Source organism: Erwinia psychrophila, from assembly GCF_039023475.1.
Classification (GTDB): Bacteria; Pseudomonadota; Gammaproteobacteria; order Enterobacterales; family Enterobacteriaceae; genus Erwinia.
In genome coordinates this window covers 403382-421067 of sequence record NZ_JBCHVB010000001.1, presented here as the reverse complement: position 1 = coordinate 421067, position 17686 = coordinate 403382, and the positions used below count along the sequence as shown (strand labels likewise).

Genomic DNA, 17686 nt, shown 5'->3' with positions numbered 1-17686 from the left:
AAATAAATAACAGGTGAAAGCGTTAAGCGGTCTCTGAATCTTTAATCGCATAACGGGCAATGTTCTCTTCAGTGATGGCACTGCCGGTGAGCTCTTTAGTGATCTTGCCCTCTCTCATAACCAGAACGCGGTCGGAGATACGCATGATCTCGGTCATTTCGGAGGAAACAACCACTATGGCTTTGCCTGCCCTGGCTAACTTTTCTATCAGGTTATAAATCTCAGACTTGGCGCCAATATCGATGCCTCTGGTGGGTTCATCAAACAGAAATACCTGAGCATCTGCGGCGACCCAGCGACCGATAATCACCTTCTGCTGGTTACCGCCGCTGAGAGTGCCGATGGTCTTTTCAATATCGAGCGGGCGGAGGTTAAGTTCACTCATCACTTCGTGCGCCACGCGGTTGAGCTTCTCTTTTTTAATCAACCCGCCCAGCGTGAAGTTGCGCATTGATGGCAGCGCCATATTCAGCTTCACGGCGCGCTCTTTAATGATGCCCTCTTTCTTACGATCTTCCGGCACCAGACCAATACCGGCACGAATGGCCGCACTGACATTGTGATTAGGTACCGCACTGCCGTTTACCTGAACCGTGCCGCTGCTGCGTTTATCAATACCGGCGATCAGTTTCAGCAACTCCGTACGGCCTGCGCCAACCAGGCCCGCGATGCCAAGCACTTCCCCTGCCCGTACGGTAAAGCTGGCTGGCAGGACGTGGCTGCCACGCGCGAGGTTTTCCACCCGTAGCACTTCGCGATCGGTGACGTAAGCGTTGTGCTCCAGCTTCTCGATTTTCCTGCCCACCATTTTGGCGACAATACTTTCTTCGTCCTCATCGGCGATGTTCACCACGCCAACCTGCCGGCCATCACGCATAATGGTGGCGCGATCGCACACCCTGAAAATCTCATTCATTTTGTGCGAAACGTAGATCAGTGAAACGCCCATCGATTTCAGATCCGCAATCAGTTCAGCCAGACGATCGAATTCCGTCGGCGTCAGGCTGGAAGTCGGTTCATCCATGGCGATGATTTTGGCGTCATCCAGCATGGCACGGGCAATCTCGACGATCTGCTGCTGGGAAACCTTCAGGTTTTTGATCGGCTCATTAGGATCGATAGTGGGATCGAGCTGCTTAAGAATCAGCTTTGCCCGCTCAACCTGACCCTGCTTGTCTACCCAACACCCTTTAACTTTGGTCAGCGGACGGCCAAGAAACATATTCTGTGCAACGGAGAGCTCCGGAACGTGCTGTAACTCCTGATGAATCATCGCAATGCCGGCATGGCGGGCACTGAGCGGACTTTTCATCTGCACCTGCTGGCCGTTAACGCTAATCTCACCGTTATCGGCAGCACGGACGCCGGAGAGGATGTTGAGCAGCGTGGATTTACCGGCGCCATTCTCACCAATCAGGGCATGAACCTCGCCGGGCTTCACAAAAAAATCCACATCCTGTAAAGCGACGGCGCTGCCGTAGGTCTTATTGATGCCGCGCATCATTAGGCGATACTGTTCCATACGCTCTCCACCTGACTTATTGTTGGACCAGCAGCTGACGCAGCTTAGCTTCATCTTTAGTTGAGAAAGCGTCAGCGTTCTCTTTGGTGATCAGCGCCTGTGGGGTTGAAATGACGCGTGAAAGTTTCTGTCCGTCGATCAGGCGCAGCATCACTTCCATGGCCACTTCCCCGGTCAGCACGGGAAAGCTGTCTACCGTGCCGGTCAGCTCGCCGCGTTTGATAGAGGCATACGCATCCGAGATGCCATCCGTACCGAATACGGCGGTCTGTTCAGATTTATTCTGCGAACGCACAGCTTCTACCACGCCGAGCGCCATCGTATCGTTGTTGGCATAGAAGCCAATCAGGTCGGGGTGCTGTTGCAGAATGGTCGAGGCATCATTGAAAGCCTTCTCACGGCTCCAGTTAGCGGGAACGCTGGCGACGATATTGAATTTGCCGTTCGCCTGGAGCGTTTCTTTGAAGCCTGCCGTACGCTGGCCTGCGGCGTACACGCCAGGCTGACCTTCGATGACGGCGACTTTTCCGCCCTTCGGATGGTGAGTAATGAACCATTCCGCCACGCGTACGCCGTTATCTTTCTGTACGTTGCCGACGTAGTACTGCACGTTAGGCATTACGGCATCGTTAACGTTAACCACCGGAATGTTTTTGCTGTTGGCGGTCTCCAGCGCCGGCTCCAGGTTGATATCGGTTTGTGGGGAAACCAGCAGGCCATCAAAACCCTGGGCAATCATGGTTTCGGCAATCGACAGCTGGCCTAACTGATCGTCTTCATTCGCCGCGGCCAGGTAAGAGACGTTAAAGCCTTTTTTGTCGGCAACGTTCTGATATCCCTTGCCAAGCGAACGCCAGTATTCATTGGTCAGCGTTTTCGATACGCCGCCGATCCTCAGCTTTGTATTGGCAGCAGGCATCGGACCATATTTACTTTCGAGCTGGGTCCAGTCGGTGCGATCCGGTTCGGTATCCGATTTCAGCGGAGCCAGTTCAGCAGCATAAACGGTGGTCGTTAACAGTGAGGATAAGAGTGCAGAGAGTAAGAGTTTTTTCATGTTTTATAACCTTTTAAGCGTTTTGCGTCAGAGACGCCCGCGTGGTTTTATCGTTATCTGGCCAGCATAATGTCGTTAACGATCAGCTGGGATGCCACGGCATCCTGACGGCTAATCGCGTCGGACAACGCTGCGTTGTCGTGCAGTTTGTCGCACAGCTTCAACAGACGTGTGACGGTTTCGATATTGGCTTCAGCTTCGCGGATGGGGTCGAGGCCGCTGGCATCAGGGAAGGTGTCGAAGTAATAGGCGCCTTTATAGCCGTCACGCTGCATCTGCCAGAGGAATTCCAGCGTGGCGCGGGGGTTGACCGATCCTGCCATCAGGCCGTCATCGCGCTTGCCCCAGCCATCATTCAGATCCAGGCCTAACAGACGGGAGCGACGGGCGACCATCGCCGCGGCATAAGCGGGAATTTCATTGGCAAATAGCACGTGGGCGAAATCGAGCGTGATGCCCAGGTTCGGGCTGCCCGCTTCTTCCACGGCTAACAGGCAAGTCGGTGCGTTCGGGAAAATACTGTAGGCGCGGGGTTCATTCGGTTTGTATTCAATGCTGACGTCCACATCGGGCGCGTATTCGGCCACTTCGCGCACGGCGCTGACCGCGTCTTCCCACATTTTTTTATAGTCGGCCTGGAAACAGTAATCGAAACCATCCTGCCCCATCCACAGCGTCATCAGCGATGAACCAAACTCACGACCGGCATCAATCCCGCGCTTGGTCAGCTCAATCGCTTCCCGGCGGATCTTCGGGTCCGGATTAGTGTAAGCGCCAATTTTGAACTGCGGGGCATCCCAACGCATCTGCATACCGTTGACGGCAAGACCAGCATCAGCGATCGCCTGACGCATCGTGGCAATGTCGCTGGTCATGTGTTGTGGATAGTTCAGATCCAGATGCGTCAGACCCTTCACTTTACCCGCGCGGGCAATCATCTGGAGTACTGATGGTTTGCCCTGCAAGTCAGGCCAGTAGCGGTGTGCCCCTGAGGCAAAGGAATTCAGACGCGTAGCAAATTTCAGTTCCGACATGAGGAAAGCCCTTCAAATTAAGTTGTGATGTACTTTTCATGTTCACGATATGTTGTGAAGTTGTTTATCATAGGCCCCATCTGAAATAATAAACAAGGGGGCATAATCGCTAATCCTCGGTTTTGGGATGAGGCTCACGAAAGGGAGTGAAATGTAAAAAGGTGCTGAGGGCCGGGTCGCTACTGGCAGGCGTGAGGTTTGACGTTGAAGAATTAGAGGGTGCTGGTTTTGCTTAAAGCGCAGCAAAAACACAAGCGCCAGTCAGGATCTCCGATTAACGCCTGGCAATATTTTAATGAAAAAACCTTATGAGATTAGTAAGCTACTCTCTCTGACAGGCTTGCCTGCTATCACAAAATTAACCTCTGGAAGACCTATTGATATGCGCCCTGTTCGTCTGGCCCTTTTTCCCCTGCTTGCTGCATTCAGCCTCTCTGTGCTGGCCCATCCGGCAACCCTGAATACAGTAAAGGAAGCTGAAGCGCAGCTCGGTGCCCGGGTGGGCTACGCAGAGCTGGATCTTGCCAGCGGACAGATACTGGAAAGCTATCGTTCTGAAGAGCGCTTTCCCATGATGAGTACCTTTAAAGTTCTGCTGTGCGGCGCAGTATTATCACGTGTTGATGCAGGAAAGGAGCAGCTCGGGCGCCGCATTCATTTTTACGAGCGCGATCTGGTTGAGTACTCACCCGTAACTGAAGAACATATTACCGGGGGAATGACCGTAGCCGCATTATGCCAGGCCGCCATTACAATGAGCGACAACACGGCGGCTAACCTGCTGCTGTCTGTGATTGGCGGACCGCAGGGTTTAACCGCGTTTTTACGTCAAGCGGGCGACCCTTTTACCCGTCTCGATCGCTGGGAACCGGAGCTGAACGAAGCCCTGCCTGGTGACAAGCGTGATACAACCTCACCTGAGATGATGGCGCGAACGCTTCACCAGTTATTGAACGGCAGGATACTTTCGGCGGCTTCGCGCCGGCAGTTAACGGACTGGATGGAGGCGGATAAAGTGGCTGGCCCCCTGTTACGATCGGTACTTCCTGCGGGCTGGTTTATTGCCGATAAATCGGGCGCAGGCGAGCGTGGTTCCCGGGGGATCGTTGCGATACTGGGACCCGATGACAAACCTTCCCGTCTCGTCGTCATCTACTTAACGGAGACTCAGGCAACAATGGCTGAGCGAAATAAGCAGATCGCGGAGATAGGCGCTTCACTGATTAAATACTGGTAACGATAACCTCACGCCGCGCATGAACCAGAATCTGCTATCAACCCCGGAGCTGAATAAGGCCCCCTGAGGCACCTTTTTCATGCAGCTTTCTTTATGCTGATAAGCCATAACAGACGATATTGCGGGTGAAGTTGTTTACCGTTTTAGTTTAAGCAAGCATTGTATGTTGTAACTATTAAAGTAGATCAGACTCCCTTTATTTCTGCCCGGTGGGATGCCACAGACCCTGGCGACACTACTCTGTATGCATATCTGGCATTAACCTGTTACGGCAAATCGTTGGTTTGAATGACTTCAATAAGCTGAAACTCTTCCGCTATCAGCTCCATTTCCTCTGAGAAAGTCCCTTCCCGTGTGAAAAATGCCTGATGTTCTTTGCGCCAGTAGGCAAGGCTTAAGTCCCCTTCGCCCTCTTTTCTCGCGAACGCTTCCGTGATGTCGCAGAATTTCACCAGCCGCATGGAAACCATTCTGATAACGCATACGGGTTCCTGCTGGCCGTTAAGAATAATATGGTAGCTTCCCACCTGCGGCGCTGGGCTTTCCGACATAAAAGAGGCCAGCGAACCGCAGGATGCGGTCTTCTGCCCCGCTACCACAAGCGCCGCCAGTTCATCCGCCATCTGCGGATTATCGCCTATGGCCCATGCCAGCGCGTGGGGGTATTTGGCCTGCAATTGGTTAATCAGGGTCATCGCCTACTCCGGTTTAATTGACAAAGCTTCAGTCGCTTTTTTTCTTCCAGTTCGCCCAGGGATCTTCCTCTGCCGGGGCATTTTCCGAAACAGCTTTATCGGTCAGCGACTCGATATAGAGTGCTTCCACTTCTGCGCGCGCCCAAGGCGTACGGCGCAGGAACTTCAGGCTCGACTTGACGCTGGGGTCGCTTTTAAAACAGTTAATCTTGATGCGGCTGGCCATCTCTTCCCAGCCGTAGCGGGTGACAAGCGCGTTAATAATGGCTTCCAGCGTAACGCCGTGTAAGGGATCTTTTGAAACGTGAGCGTTCATCTGTTTTCCTCATAAAAGCAATGGGGTACACCATACTGACTCCCTACGGCAGGTGCAAAACTTATCAGCAGTATGAACTGCCTCACTGTTAAGTGACAGGGTCACTTAATAAGTCTCTACTTCCTTTGCCAGAAAAGAAAAAGCCAGCGCATTGCTGCACTGGCTTCAGGGAGCTGTCATGCCGTCCGATTAGAAATCGGCTTTCAGCACCACGCGGTAGTTAGCCTTACCGGCGCGGACGTGATCCAGCGCGTCGTTGATTTTGGACATCGGGAAGAACTCCACTTTCGGAGCAATATTCGCACGCGATGCCAGTTTCAACAGGGAGCGAAGCTGGCCTGGCGAACCGGTTGAGGAACCGGTGACGGACTTATCACCCATAATCAGGTCAAAAGCCTTCACCTGGAACGGTTTCATCACGGCGCCAACCGTGTGGAACTTGCCCTGCGGGGCCAGCGCGTCAAAGTAGGGTTGCCAGTCAAGATCAACGGCCACGGTGCTCAGGATCAGGTCAAAACGCCCTGCGCTCTTCAGTGCTTCCGGATCGCGGCTGTTGACCACTTCGTCGGCGCCCATATCCAGAATGGACTGCTTTTTATCTGGCGTTGAGCTGAACGCAACAACTTCCGCGCCCATCGCCCGCAAAATTTTGATCGCAATATGGCCAAGGCCGCCAATACCAATCACGCCGACCCGGCTGGTCGCGGTGATATTGCTCATCAGCAGCGGCTTAAAGACGGTGATACCGCCGCATAGCAGTGGGCCTGCGCTCTCAACATCCAGATTTTCCGGCAGCGGAATAACCCACTGCCAGTCAGCACGCAGCTTCTCGGCAAAGCCACCGTGATTCAGGATGGTCGGCGTTGTGCCCTGCTCGCAGTTAACCTGTTCGCCGTTGATGCAGGCATCACAGTGCTGGCAGCTTTTCGCCGTCCAGCCAATGCCCACGCGCTGACCCGGCTTGAGGCCCTTCGCTTTAGCGGCTTCGCCCAGCGCCGAAACGCGGCCAACAACTTCATGCCCGGCGATAGTAGGATAGCTGGAGATGCCCCACTCATTGTCGATCATCGACAGGTCGGAATGGCAGACGCCGCAATATTCAACCTCGACCTCGACTTCCTCAGGCCCCAGTTCCCCCGCGTCATACTCATACAGTTCCAGCGCCTGACCGGGCTTCATTGCCGCGTAGCTTTTAATTTTCATTCATTACCTCAAATACGGTGAGTCGTCGGAGTGGAGTGTAGCAAAACGTTCCTCCGTCCATGGGCCAAAACGAGTCATCAGCGTAATAACCTCTTCTGAACGAACAAAAAATGAGTTTTTAGCTTTTTTCAGGCTCAGTCGCCCAGCTGATGGGTAACATGCCCTATCGCTTCCACAACCTGAGCTGAGTTGGTCTGAATATCCATTATCACATCTCCTGCCTCTTTGACCAAAGTCACGCCCTGGTCTGCTCTGACCAGGTTGGTCGTAATGTGTTTCTGTGCCTCGCCGGCCAGAGTTTTATTATCGTCCACCACGTCAGCAATCTCTTTGCTGGCGCTGTTGATATTAGCGGCCAGGCTACGCACCTCATTGGCGACAACTGCAAAGCTGCGGCCATGAACGCCCGCCCTCGCCGCTTCCACGGCGGCGTTAAGCGCCAGCAGGTTGGTTTGATTAGCGATGCTGCGTATCGTATTCACAAGGACCCCAATCTGGGAAGACTGGCTGCTCAGGCCATTAATATCCTCCGACACCTTGCGCAGGTCGCTGGCGATTTCATTCATCTTCTGCACGCTGTTTTCGATAACGGTGACGCCAACACGGGTATTTTCGCTGGTTTCCAGAGCGGCGTTATACGCATGGGCTGCCGCTTCCCGTTCCCGCTGATTCTTCTCCACCTGGACGGTCACGTCAGTGGCGAATTTCACCACCTCATACAGCTTATTGTTTTCATCGAAAACAGGATTGTAGGTTGCCCGTAGCCAACGGGTTTTGCCCTGCTTGTCTATCCGCTGGAACTGACCGGAGATAAAGTCCCCGTGGCGCAATTTGCGCCAGAAATCCGCATATTCCGCGCTCCTGCTCAGCTCCGGCGAGCAGAACAGGCGGTGGTGCTTACCGATAACTTCCTCACGGCGGTAGCCCATCGTTTTAAGGAAGTTCTCATTGGCGCGCTGCACTTCACCCTGAGGGTTAAAGGCGATAACGGCCATTGAGCGATCGATGGCATTGGTCATGGCGCGCAGCTCCTGGGCATCAAGGATGCGCTCGGTAATATCCGTTGCCAGTTTAACAATTTTTATTACCCGTCCGCTTCGATCCTGAACCGGTACGTAGTTGGCTTCCAGCCAGACAGGACGGCTATGCCGGGCCAGGCGGAGAAATTTGTTGCTAAAACTCTCCCCCCGGCGAAGCCGCATCCAGAACTGGGTATATTCCGGAGAATTTATCAGCGCGTCCGGGCAGAAGATCCGGTGATGCTGACCGATTACCTCCCCAGCCGTATAGCCCATTTTTTCGAGAAAAAGCGCGTTAGCCGAGAGGATAATCCCCTCTGGCGAAAATTCGATCATCGCAATCGCTTCGCTTAATGAGTTCAGCGTCTTCCTGGAATGCCGGGAAGACGTGGCGGTGAAGCGTGATAAAACGCCAGATTTAATCGTACCGATCATGCTGTAACCTTTATTAGTCATATTTATGGTATTCGTCACAACACGGTTATCGGCAGTCAGCGCAAAAGATTCAGATCTAAATAGCGCGCAAAATAAGGTCGCGCTATTTATTTGTGGGTGTAATGCGAGAAGGATGACGAAGCTGGCGCAACCGCGGTAACGATAGCCATGGTGTTAAACCCACCTGATTTACGCTTGAACTGTGATTAGCAGTTGATTTATAAAGATAAAAGCCCATAACGCGCGTATTTTTTCACCGCTTATGGTTTAATTAATAAACGCGCACTTATCTGTAGGGCTGACAAGGCTGTACGCTGCTCTGTCTCACCGCGTTTTTCGTTTACAAAACGGCGCGCGCTCATTGGCAAAGGAGCCGCCGGTTTAACCCTTTATTTCCGCATTTGATTTTAAGTCAAATCGCCTAAAGTAGTGATGAACCCGGATATTTACTTTTTACCGACCCCGGATCCCTGACTAAAAAGGTCTTTTTGCGTGGCTAAAACATTTTTACGCAGCGGAAGTCTGGATGCTGTTCTCGCTCTTGGCGTGAACGGACAGCCTGTTTTTCTGTCAGCTCTCCAGTTGCGCGAAACGCTGCGCCTGAGAAAACAGCAGCAGATTGCTGACTGCCTGGCGATCCCACAGCCGAATGACGCAGGCGATCGCCTGGACTGGTACGCTCCCGTTTCCGGCAAAGTCACCTCCTGGGCCGCCGCCGATGAAAGCGTCCGCAGCCATGCGCTCAGTCAGCTGGAAGCCTGTCAGCAGGCGGTAGCCGAGATATGTCAGCGAGCGGAGCGGGCTGAAAAACCGAGCCAGAAGCTGTTCGGCGCGCTGCTGGCAAAAGCGATACAGTTCCCTGACCGGAATTTCGTCTATCTGGTCGGCGGCAAGCCGGTTATCACCTTCTGGGGCTTTGTCAGCCTTGAGAAAAAACATGCCGATGCGCTCGACTCTCTGCGTGAGACGCTGGCTGTCGAACCGCCGCTGACGTTATCGAAACTTGCCGGGCCCGATGAACCGCTGGTTCCGGCGCCCGTCCCGGTCACGCCTGCTGTTGCTGTCGTGGCGGCCGCCGCACCGGTGGCAGCAGAAGCAATCCCGCTTGCCCAACCTGAACCTGAACTGCAGCCTGCGACAGAACACGCCAAACCTGTGGTCTCAGAGCCTGCTGTAGCCGCAAAACCGATCAAGACGGCCCTGCTCCGCTATGGCTGGGCACTGCCGGCGGCCGCTCTGCTCATTACCTTTGGCATTCAGTTAAAAGGCTGTACGCCACAGGAGGATGCGACGCCGTCCGCGACGCAAACCAGCAAGCCTGTTGCAGCCCCAGCCGCGCCGGTGGAAAAACCCGCTGCGCCTGTTGAAACGAAACCCGTTGAGGCAGAGAAGACACCTGTCACGCCTGAAGTGACACCACCTGCCGATCCGGTAACAGCCCCTGTCGCGGCCCTGCCTGTTGCGCCCGCTCAGGTAGCCCCGGTGAAAGAAGAAGCCACCGTGGCGGAACCCGCCGCAGAAGAAGCTAAACCCGCAGAAGCAGTGCCTGACAAACCGGTGGCCGCAGACGATCTCGTTATGCCTTCACTCTCAGTCAAACTGGGCACCACCAAATTCCTGGATGGTAAATGGCGCGTCATTGTCCACATAAAAAATTCGCTGACCGGCAAGCCGCCAAGCCTGCGCTATCAGTTCAAAAACGGCAAAGGGGTGGCAAGAATGACGCAGGGGAATGGCAGTGAGTGCCGCGTGACGGTCTATGCTGGACTGATGCAATCGGGCAACCTGGTGATCAACAGCCGCACAACGGCAAAATGCAGCGACGGATCGCGTTACAAGTTGCCAGAACTGGTTTGCTCACAAGGGGCCAGTGGCCCGGCAGAGTGTAACGGCGTTTATAATGCCGATACGGTGATACCGATGACGATGAAGCGCGAGAGTAAATGATGATGCTGGCGACTATCGCTGATTTTAAACCCAATATGACGCTGATCCAGAATAGCGGCATACAGTTCCTTGATTTTGCTCTGACGCCCCGTCTGGACGCCGACATGCCAGGGAAATTTGTCCGCCAGACGGCGAACGGCCCGCTGCTGCGCCTGCATTTTAACGCCCAGAGCGGCAAGTATCTTCTGCCTGTCACCGCGGGCAGTCTGCCGGAAGTGGTCAAGCCGGAGTTCAGCTTCCCGCTTGAACAGTCGCTCCGTCTGCTTAACGGCGTCTGGCTGCCGCTGCCCTTTTTCCGGTTTAATCCCCCGCGCACGTTCACCGGCGGTCCCGATAACTGGGCGCGCGTGCAGATTATCGCCCTTGATAAGCCCGATCCTAACGGCAAAACGCACCGCATCTGCCTGGCCTTTGAAACGCGTGTCTGGCCGGAAGGCGAAGATGAAACGCTGGCGCTGAATGAGAACGACGTGAAAAACGGCGTCAGCTTTGCGCTGGCGCACGGCAGCGAAGAGCTGGGTGAGTTCCTGGACCATACCTGGATTGACGGCTGGCTGAGAGAAGTCTTCAGCCAGCAGGTGGCGCTGGTTGAGCAGCGTCCGCAGGTCAATGTCCGCAGCGCGCTGCGTGAGTTCGAATATCAGGCACACTACCTGAATATCCTGCATCTGCTGGGGGATCAGCTTGCCCTGCCGGAATTAAAGATCAGCGGTGCCACGCTCCAGGAACCCGCCATTCCGGTCGATCTGATCCTGGACGTTGGCAACTCTCATACCTGCGGGATCATGGTGGAAGATCATGTTGACGACCACCACGGCCTGAAACATACCTATGAACTGCATCTGCGCAACCTCAGCGCGCCGCATCAGCTTTATAACGAGCTTTTTGAAAGCCGCGTTGAATTTGCGCAGGCCAGCTTCGGCAAGCAGAACTTCTCGGTTGAGAGCGGGCGTGATGATGCCTTTATCTGGCCATCAGTGACCCGAGTGGGACGTGAGGCGAGCCAGCTGGCCTTACAGCGTCTGGGGACCGAGGGCGCGACCGGTATCTCAAGCCCGCGCCGCTATCTGTGGGATGAAGAGAGCTATACGCCCGGCTGGCGCTTCAGCCGCACGGCGGGTAACGCTGCGGTGGAGCCGCTGGCCATTGCGCGCCCGCTGATGAATCTGGTGAATGATGAGGGCGAGCCGCTCTACAGCCAGCCGCTGGAGGAGCGTCTGCCGGTTTTCGCGCCGCAGTACAGCCGCAGTTCTGTGATGAGTTTCATGCTCTCCGAACTGCTGGCGCAGGCGCTGATGCAGATGAACAGCCTGGTCCAGCGCCAGAAGATGCTGCACAGCAGCGCCCCTCGCCAGCTGCGCAATATCATCCTGACGCTGCCTTCTGCCATGCCGAAGCCTGAGCGCGAAATTTTCCGTCGCCGGATGCAGGAGGCGATCGCGCTGGTCTGGAAAGCGATGGGCTGGCACCCCGCTGATGATGACTTCAGCAGTGAGAAAGACAAGGCTAAGAGCCTGGTGCCGGTGCCGGAAGTGCAGATGGAGTGGGATGAAGCGACCTGTGGACAGATGGTCTATCTCTATAACGAAACGCAGGTTAACTTCGGCGGTCGTGCTGAAGACTTCTTTATCAGTATGGCCCGGCCCGATCGCGCCCGTGCCGCAGATGAGCAGCCCGGCAAAACGCTGCGTATTGCTTCTATTGATATCGGCGGCGGCACGACCGATCTGGCGATCACCCAGTACCGTCTGGATGATGGCGTGGGCAACAATGTAAAAATTATGCCCCGCCTGCTGTTCCGCGAAGGTTTTAAACAGGCCGGGGACGACATCCTGCTTGATGTGATCCAGCTTTACGTTCTGCCTGCGCTTCAGGCGGCGTTTAAGCAGGCCGGCATTGCGAACCCGGAAGGCGTGATGACCCGCCTGTTTGGTCACGAGGGGCGGCTTGACGGCCATTCAACCCTGCGCCAGCAGGTGACATTGCAGATTTTTATTCCTGTCGGCCAGGCTATTCTTGAAGCTTACGAAGGTTTTGATCCGCTGGAGCTGAACGCGGAAGTGGATGGCCGTTTCGGAGAACTGGTGGCGCAGAAGCCTACCCAGAAACTGCTCGATTACATCAACCGGGAAATTCAGCGCGAGCTGCCGGGGGAAGCGGAAGCCTTTGATATCCTGCGCGTGCCGCTGGTGGTAAAACTGAGTAAGCTGCATGCGGAGTTTCTCTCTCCGCGCATGAATATCACCCACAGCCTGCGTTCAATGTCAGAGGTCGTCGCCGTGTATGATTGTGACGTGCTGCTGCTTACCGGACGCCCTTCCCGCTTCCCGGGCGTGCAGGCGCTGTTCCGCCACCTTCAGCCGCTGCCGGTGAGCCGTATACTGTCACTGGATGGCTATCATACTAACGACTGGTATCCTTTTAATAAGCAGGGCCGGATCGAGAATCCAAAATCGACGGCGGCGGTAGGCGCGATGCTCTGTCTGCTGTCGCTGGATCTGCGCCTCGCCAACTTCTGGTTTAAGGCTGGTGATTTTCAGCCCTATTCCACCATTCGCTACCTGGGCATGCTGGACAGCAATGGCGCGCTCAGCGGGGAAAACGTCTGGTATGAGGACATCGATCTGGATGCGGACAGCTTCAGCCTGGATGCCAGGGCGCGCTTTCAGGTGCGCGGCGCACTGACGCTCGGCTTCCGTCAGCTTGATAACGACCGCTGGCCAGCCTCACCGCTCTACACGCTGTCGATTGCCGATCCGATGCTGGCGCGCAGCGTGGCCGGTGATAAAGTATTGAAAATAAAACTGGCGGTGGCGAAGGCACAGGGTGGATTCGGGCCTGAGCGTTTCGAAATCGCTGAAGCCTCTCTCGATGACGGCACTCGTGTGCCGCTGGAGCAGCTGAAGCTGAAACTTAATACGCTCGCCAGCAGCGGGTCAGGATTAACGCATTACTGGATCGACAGTGGGAGCGTATACAAGAAATGAAACCGTTAACGCCTAAACAGTTGTCGGGACAGATCGGCAAAAAACTGGATGCCGTAGTAAAAGGGATCGATCGGTCGGTCGAATGGCTCGACGGCGCACGGGAAACCTCACCTCGTCTCGATCTGGAAGCTGACCGGCTCAGCGTCAGGCTGCGGCGTCAGCGCAACCGGGCCGCGCATCTCGCTGAGGCCGCCGGAAAAGAGCCGGCGATTGGCTTCTTCGGGCTTTCCCAGTCGGGAAAGTCGTGGCTGATTAACGCGCTGGCCGCCAGCGATAAAGGCCGGCTGGAGATTGCGCTGGGCGCGGCGACTTTCGATTACGGTCAGCTGAATCCGCAGCAGCAGACGGCCACTATGGTGATGCGTTTCACCGGCCAGCAGGTGCGGGTGGATAACGACTGGCCGGTCAGACTGTCGCTGTTAAACGAGTCAGATTTGGTGGCTATCCTTGCTGGCGTCTGGCGCTCCCGCACCGGCGAAAACCCGCCGCTGCTGGACGAGCAGCAGCTCACCGAACGCCTGAAAAATATCTCGATGTATCGTCTGCCTGAAGAGATGGACGGCATGGGATGCAATGATGTGGTGACGCTGTGGGACCGGATTAGCGCCCTGCAGTTGCCCAATGCTAAAGCGCTGGATTCCCACTTCTGGCCACGCGCGATTGACCTGGCTCCGTCGCTGAGCGTGGACGACCGCGCGCGGCTGTTCTCCATGCTCTGGGGCGAAGAGCGTGAGCTGAGCGCAATCTATCGCCAGCTTGCCCACGTGCTGCATCACGTTTCGGGCGCCGCCACGCTGCTTGCGCCTCTGGCAGTGCTGGATGACGCTTCGCTGAGCATCCTTAACGACAATGGCCTGCGTTACTTTAACGCGTCCGCCGATCGGGTTATTCAGGTCGTTCCTCAGCATAATGGACGTTCCCTGAAGCCAGTTAACCTGGCGCTGAGCGAGCTGACGCTTCTGGGACGTGAAGTGCAGCTGCCGCTTTACAGCGCCCCACGTGAAACCATGTTCGAGCAGGTTGACCTGCTCGACTATCCCGGCTTTGAACAACCTGCGCTGTTACCCGACGATTTGCAGCATGAAATGGCGCTCGCGTTTCTTACCGCCAAGCGCCCTCTGCTGCTGACCCGCGCCGCCGAGCATCAGGATGTTGATCGCCTGATGGTGTGCAGCGCAGCCGGTACGCGTCACGATACGCGGGCAGTTGGCCGCGTGCTTGACGGCTGGGTTAAGCAAACGCAGGGAGAAAACAGCCAGGTCCGCAGCCGCCGCAAGCCCGGCCTGATCTGGGCGCTGACGCCGTACGATCAGCGCGTCACCCTGGGCCATAATTATGATGCTGCCGTACAGCGCTACGTCGGTAATCCCGGTGACGCCTGGGGACTGATGCTGACGATGGATGATAAGGGCGTGAGCCGTATGGCAAGCTGGCTGATGACGGAGGTCCAGCGTGAGAGCAAGCTGGCACGCCTTCAGGAACAGCTGGACGAAATGCGCCGCGAACTGAGCGATAACCTGCTTGGCCGCTGGTATCTCGCTTCCGAGCAGGAAGATCCGGCGGCCCGGCTGCACATTGCGGAAAGCCTGCTGAAGGCGTTGCAGTCGCGCACCGGCGTTCACGGCGAACTGCTTGAGCGCCTGCTGCCCTCACGCGAAACGCTGCGTCACCTGTTTTTGCAGCGCAAGCATAAGGGCGATCGTCCCCTGACCGAAGAGTTTGCCCTGAGCGAGGACGATCCTTTCGGCATCGGGGTGAGCATCGACCTGCTGAGCGATGAGCCACTTTCCGGCCTGCTCACGCCGGAGGAGCACGTCCCGGCCAGCGAAGAGCTTGAGGCTGAATTTGCGCAGCAGGTGTATCGCCACTGGATCAACATTCTTCGTCTGCTGCCGGACAACGGCCCGCTGCTGGAGCTGCTGGGCATCAGCAAGCCGACGCTGGAAATGCTGACCGAAGAGCTGGTGACCGCCAGTATCCGACTCGATATTGAAGGTGCGCTGGTGAACATGCTGAGCGATCCCGAATCGGGCGGCGTCCCGGCGGAAATGATTGCCGACCGTCAGGTTTCCCGCGCCCTCAGCGTACTGGGCGATTTCGTCGCCTGGCTGGGCTTCCAGCATCTGCCGGAAGCGCAACGCCCGGAGAGTAAGATCAACCGCGGTCAGAAAATTTTCGCGAAGCCGGAAACCCAGACCGCCAGCCTGGGCCCGGGCCAGCGCCTGACCCGACTGGCGCTGAAGCCCAACAATCACGCCGCCTATTACATCTATGACTGGCTGGTCGGGCTGAACGAGATGATTCTGCTGAACGCAGGATATTCCGCCGCTCGGGAGATAGATAGCGAATACCGCGAGCAGCTGGCCGCGATCCTGAAGCAGTTTCGCTAACCACCAGCAGAAGCGGAACGGATATAACATTAGCGGCAAGGTGCCGCTATTTTTTTAATCTACATGCAGCTGAAAAAGGCCGTCCAGCGCCGTTTCCGCCTCACGCATGACGAGGATCGCATCAGCAAACTGTGCCGCATCTTCATGGTCGTCAAGATGGCGTAGCGTAAGGCGCGCCGGCAAGGCAATCATCCCGGTCAGCGCATCCCAGAGGGCATCCAGATTAGCGCCAAACTCCCTCTCTATCGCAAACTTCCGCGCAAACTGAGCGTAAAAATCCTCAACGTTTTCTACCTGACGGAAGTCAATCGTGACGCATTTCATCTTATTCCACCTGCTCAACGTGGCGATAATGATCGCGGGTGAGATAGATAAGCCCATCGCTGGAATAAAGCAGGCGTTCGCTGCCGCGCCGTCCGCAACGGTAGTTTACGTCCGCTTCAAACCATTTCCGTCCCTGGCTGGCAGGCAGATGCGCTTCCCGGTCATGGAAGCGGTCGCCGCCGATCGCTTTACCGGGCAGGATATCGCAAAGGTTTCCCTTTTCGGGCTGCCATCCCTGCCGCCTCGCCTCCTGTTTTCTGAGATAGTAAGGCGGCAGCTGTCGGTGCTGTTGCAGATAACGGGTCACACGCTCCTGTCGGGTCAGCTCGCTGATACTCTCACGCTCTGTAGCGGTATTGTTATGCGGCAGCGTCTGCCGATCGGTCTGACGCAGGCCCGTATAGGTGGCCACAACGGCAAAAATGACCGCGATAATCAGTTTCTTGTTCATAAATATATTACTCGCGCAGGCGGACATCTCAGGCTTAAGACGCCCGCGGATGCTCTTATCCCTTTAATGCCAGATTCATCACCAGCATCAGCAGCGGCGTGGTAAGCGCCGAGAATACCGTGGAGAGCAGCATACTGGATGCCGTCGGGCCGGTCAGCGCATTAAACTGACGGGACATCAGATAGACATTGATGCCGATCGACATTGATGCCAGCAGCACCACCACTTTGCTTTCCAGCGGCGGCAGGCCGAGCAGCCACGCCAGCCCCCAGACCACCAGCGGCTGTACAATCAGCTTAAGAAGGCAGATCGCATAGCTTTCCTTCATTCCCTCTTTCATCTTATAGGCGGCCAGAGACATCCCCAGCGTCAGCAGCGCCAGCGGGACGGCGATTTGCCCCAGCATCGTCAGGGGATCGTCAATCATGCGCGGCAGAGAGAGTCCGGAGAGGCTGAACAGCGTACCTGTCAGAATGGCAATAATCAGCGGATTTCGCAGCACCCCCGCCGCCGTCTTACCAAAGCCCTTCAGATTGAACGCGCCGTGCCTGGCCCATTCCACCGAAACGGTGGCCAGCGTCCAGAGGATCAGCCCGTTAAAAACCAGCACCAGCGCCACGGCGGGAATCGCCTCCTCGCCCAGCATCACGGTCGCCAAAGGCAGCCCGATCATCACATTATTTGAAAAAATGCCCCCCAGCGCGAATACCGAACCCGCCACGCCATCAAGCTTGAAAACGTGAGCGGCAATGAGGCGCCCAATGATAAATACAATAAGGCAGCCGCCAAAGAACGCGATCAGCAGCCGCGCATCCACCGGCGGGCTTTTACTGAAGTTGCTCATCAGGCGGAACAGCATGGCGGGCAGTGCAATGTTAAACACCAGACGGTTCAGGGATTCACTGACGCTGTCCGGCCACTTTCGCCAGCGTACCAGCAGCCAGCCGACGGCAATCAGACTGAACAGCGGCAGGGAAAGCAGGATTTGATGCAGTAACGTATCCAGCAATGAAGACATGAGTGGCTTATTCTCAGCTAATGAAGGCAGTAAAAAGGCCGGATGAGCCCG

14 protein-coding genes are annotated in these 17686 nt (G+C 55.9%); 4 read left to right on the top strand and 10 right to left on the bottom strand.

Annotated elements, in window-relative coordinates; translation table 11 throughout:
* Positions 1-22: 22 nt before the first annotated feature.
* Genes AAH446_RS01940 through AAH446_RS01930 form a run of 3 tightly spaced genes read right to left on the bottom strand, consistent with a single transcriptional unit; the run spans position 23 to position 3613 of the window.
* Positions 23-1522 carry a sugar ABC transporter ATP-binding protein gene (locus AAH446_RS01940; RefSeq protein WP_342905045.1) on the bottom strand — a complete coding sequence of 500 codons (1500 nt, stop codon included), beginning with the start codon at positions 1520-1522 and terminating at the stop codon, positions 23-25.
* A 16-nt stretch (positions 1523-1538) separates the two neighbouring features.
* On the bottom strand, positions 1539-2579 hold the full coding sequence (locus AAH446_RS01935; RefSeq protein WP_342905044.1) for a sugar ABC transporter substrate-binding protein: 1041 nt from the start codon (positions 2577-2579) through the stop codon (positions 1539-1541).
* Between the two features lie 53 nt (positions 2580-2632).
* A complete protein-coding gene (locus tag AAH446_RS01930; RefSeq protein ID WP_342905043.1) occupies positions 2633-3613 on the bottom strand; it encodes a sugar phosphate isomerase/epimerase family protein in 981 nt (326 codons plus the stop codon).
* Between the two features lie 382 nt (positions 3614-3995).
* Here AAH446_RS01930 and bla point away from each other — a divergent pair, with 382 nt between their 5' ends.
* The gene (gene bla, locus AAH446_RS01925) at positions 3996-4850 is read left to right on the top strand and encodes a class A beta-lactamase (protein ID WP_342905042.1); all 855 of its coding nucleotides are present in this window, start codon (positions 3996-3998) and stop codon (positions 4848-4850) included.
* A gap of 266 nt (positions 4851-5116) precedes the next feature.
* Here bla and AAH446_RS01920 read toward each other — a convergent pair whose 3' ends face one another.
* The 4 genes from AAH446_RS01920 to AAH446_RS01905 all read right to left on the bottom strand — a co-directional run bounded on the left by AAH446_RS01920 (position 5117) and on the right by AAH446_RS01905 (position 8518).
* A complete protein-coding gene (locus AAH446_RS01920) occupies positions 5117-5545 on the bottom strand; it encodes an ASCH domain-containing protein (RefSeq protein WP_342905041.1) in 429 nt (142 codons plus the stop codon).
* Positions 5546-5573: 28 nt separating this feature from the next.
* A complete protein-coding gene (locus AAH446_RS01915; protein WP_342905040.1) occupies positions 5574-5861 on the bottom strand; it encodes a VF530 family protein in 288 nt (95 codons plus the stop codon).
* A 189-nt stretch (positions 5862-6050) separates the two neighbouring features.
* Positions 6051-7064, bottom strand: a complete 1014-nt coding sequence (gene ahr, locus AAH446_RS01910) for an NADPH-dependent aldehyde reductase Ahr (protein WP_342905039.1) — start codon at positions 7062-7064, stop codon at positions 6051-6053.
* Positions 7065-7198: 134 nt separating this feature from the next.
* On the bottom strand, positions 7199-8518 hold the full coding sequence (locus AAH446_RS01905) for a methyl-accepting chemotaxis protein (protein ID WP_342905038.1): 1320 nt from the start codon (positions 8516-8518) through the stop codon (positions 7199-7201).
* Positions 8519-9010: 492 nt separating this feature from the next.
* Here AAH446_RS01905 and AAH446_RS01900 point away from each other — a divergent pair, with 492 nt between their 5' ends.
* The 3 genes from AAH446_RS01900 to AAH446_RS01890 are packed head-to-tail and all read left to right on the top strand — an operon-like array spanning position 9011 to position 15842.
* On the top strand, positions 9011-10465 hold the full coding sequence (locus AAH446_RS01900) for an SrfA family protein (protein ID WP_342905037.1): 1455 nt from the start codon (positions 9011-9013) through the stop codon (positions 10463-10465).
* Between the two features lie 2 nt (positions 10466-10467).
* Complete coding sequence (locus AAH446_RS01895) at positions 10468-13452, top strand: virulence factor SrfB (protein ID WP_342905785.1); 2985 nt, start codon at positions 10468-10470, stop codon at positions 13450-13452.
* Complete coding sequence (locus AAH446_RS01890) at positions 13449-15842, top strand: virulence factor SrfC family protein (protein ID WP_342905036.1); 2394 nt, start codon at positions 13449-13451, stop codon at positions 15840-15842. The genes AAH446_RS01895 and AAH446_RS01890 overlap by 4 nt, the downstream gene beginning before the upstream one ends.
* 54 nt (positions 15843-15896) lie before the next feature.
* On the opposite strand, the gene AAH446_RS01885 is transcribed toward AAH446_RS01890, so the two are convergent.
* The 3 genes from AAH446_RS01885 to AAH446_RS01875 are packed head-to-tail and all read right to left on the bottom strand — an operon-like array spanning position 15897 to position 17635.
* Positions 15897-16166 (bottom strand): barstar family protein, encoded by a 270-nt coding sequence (locus tag AAH446_RS01885; protein WP_342905035.1) that lies wholly within the window; start codon positions 16164-16166, stop codon positions 15897-15899.
* A gap of 1 nt (position 16167) precedes the next feature.
* The gene (locus AAH446_RS01880; RefSeq protein WP_342905034.1) at positions 16168-16617 is read right to left on the bottom strand and encodes a ribonuclease domain-containing protein; all 450 of its coding nucleotides are present in this window, start codon (positions 16615-16617) and stop codon (positions 16168-16170) included.
* A gap of 55 nt (positions 16618-16672) precedes the next feature.
* Entirely contained in the window at positions 16673-17635 is a 963-nt protein-coding gene (locus tag AAH446_RS01875; RefSeq protein WP_342905033.1) for an AEC family transporter, read from the bottom strand.
* Positions 17636-17686: the final 51 nt, after the last annotated feature.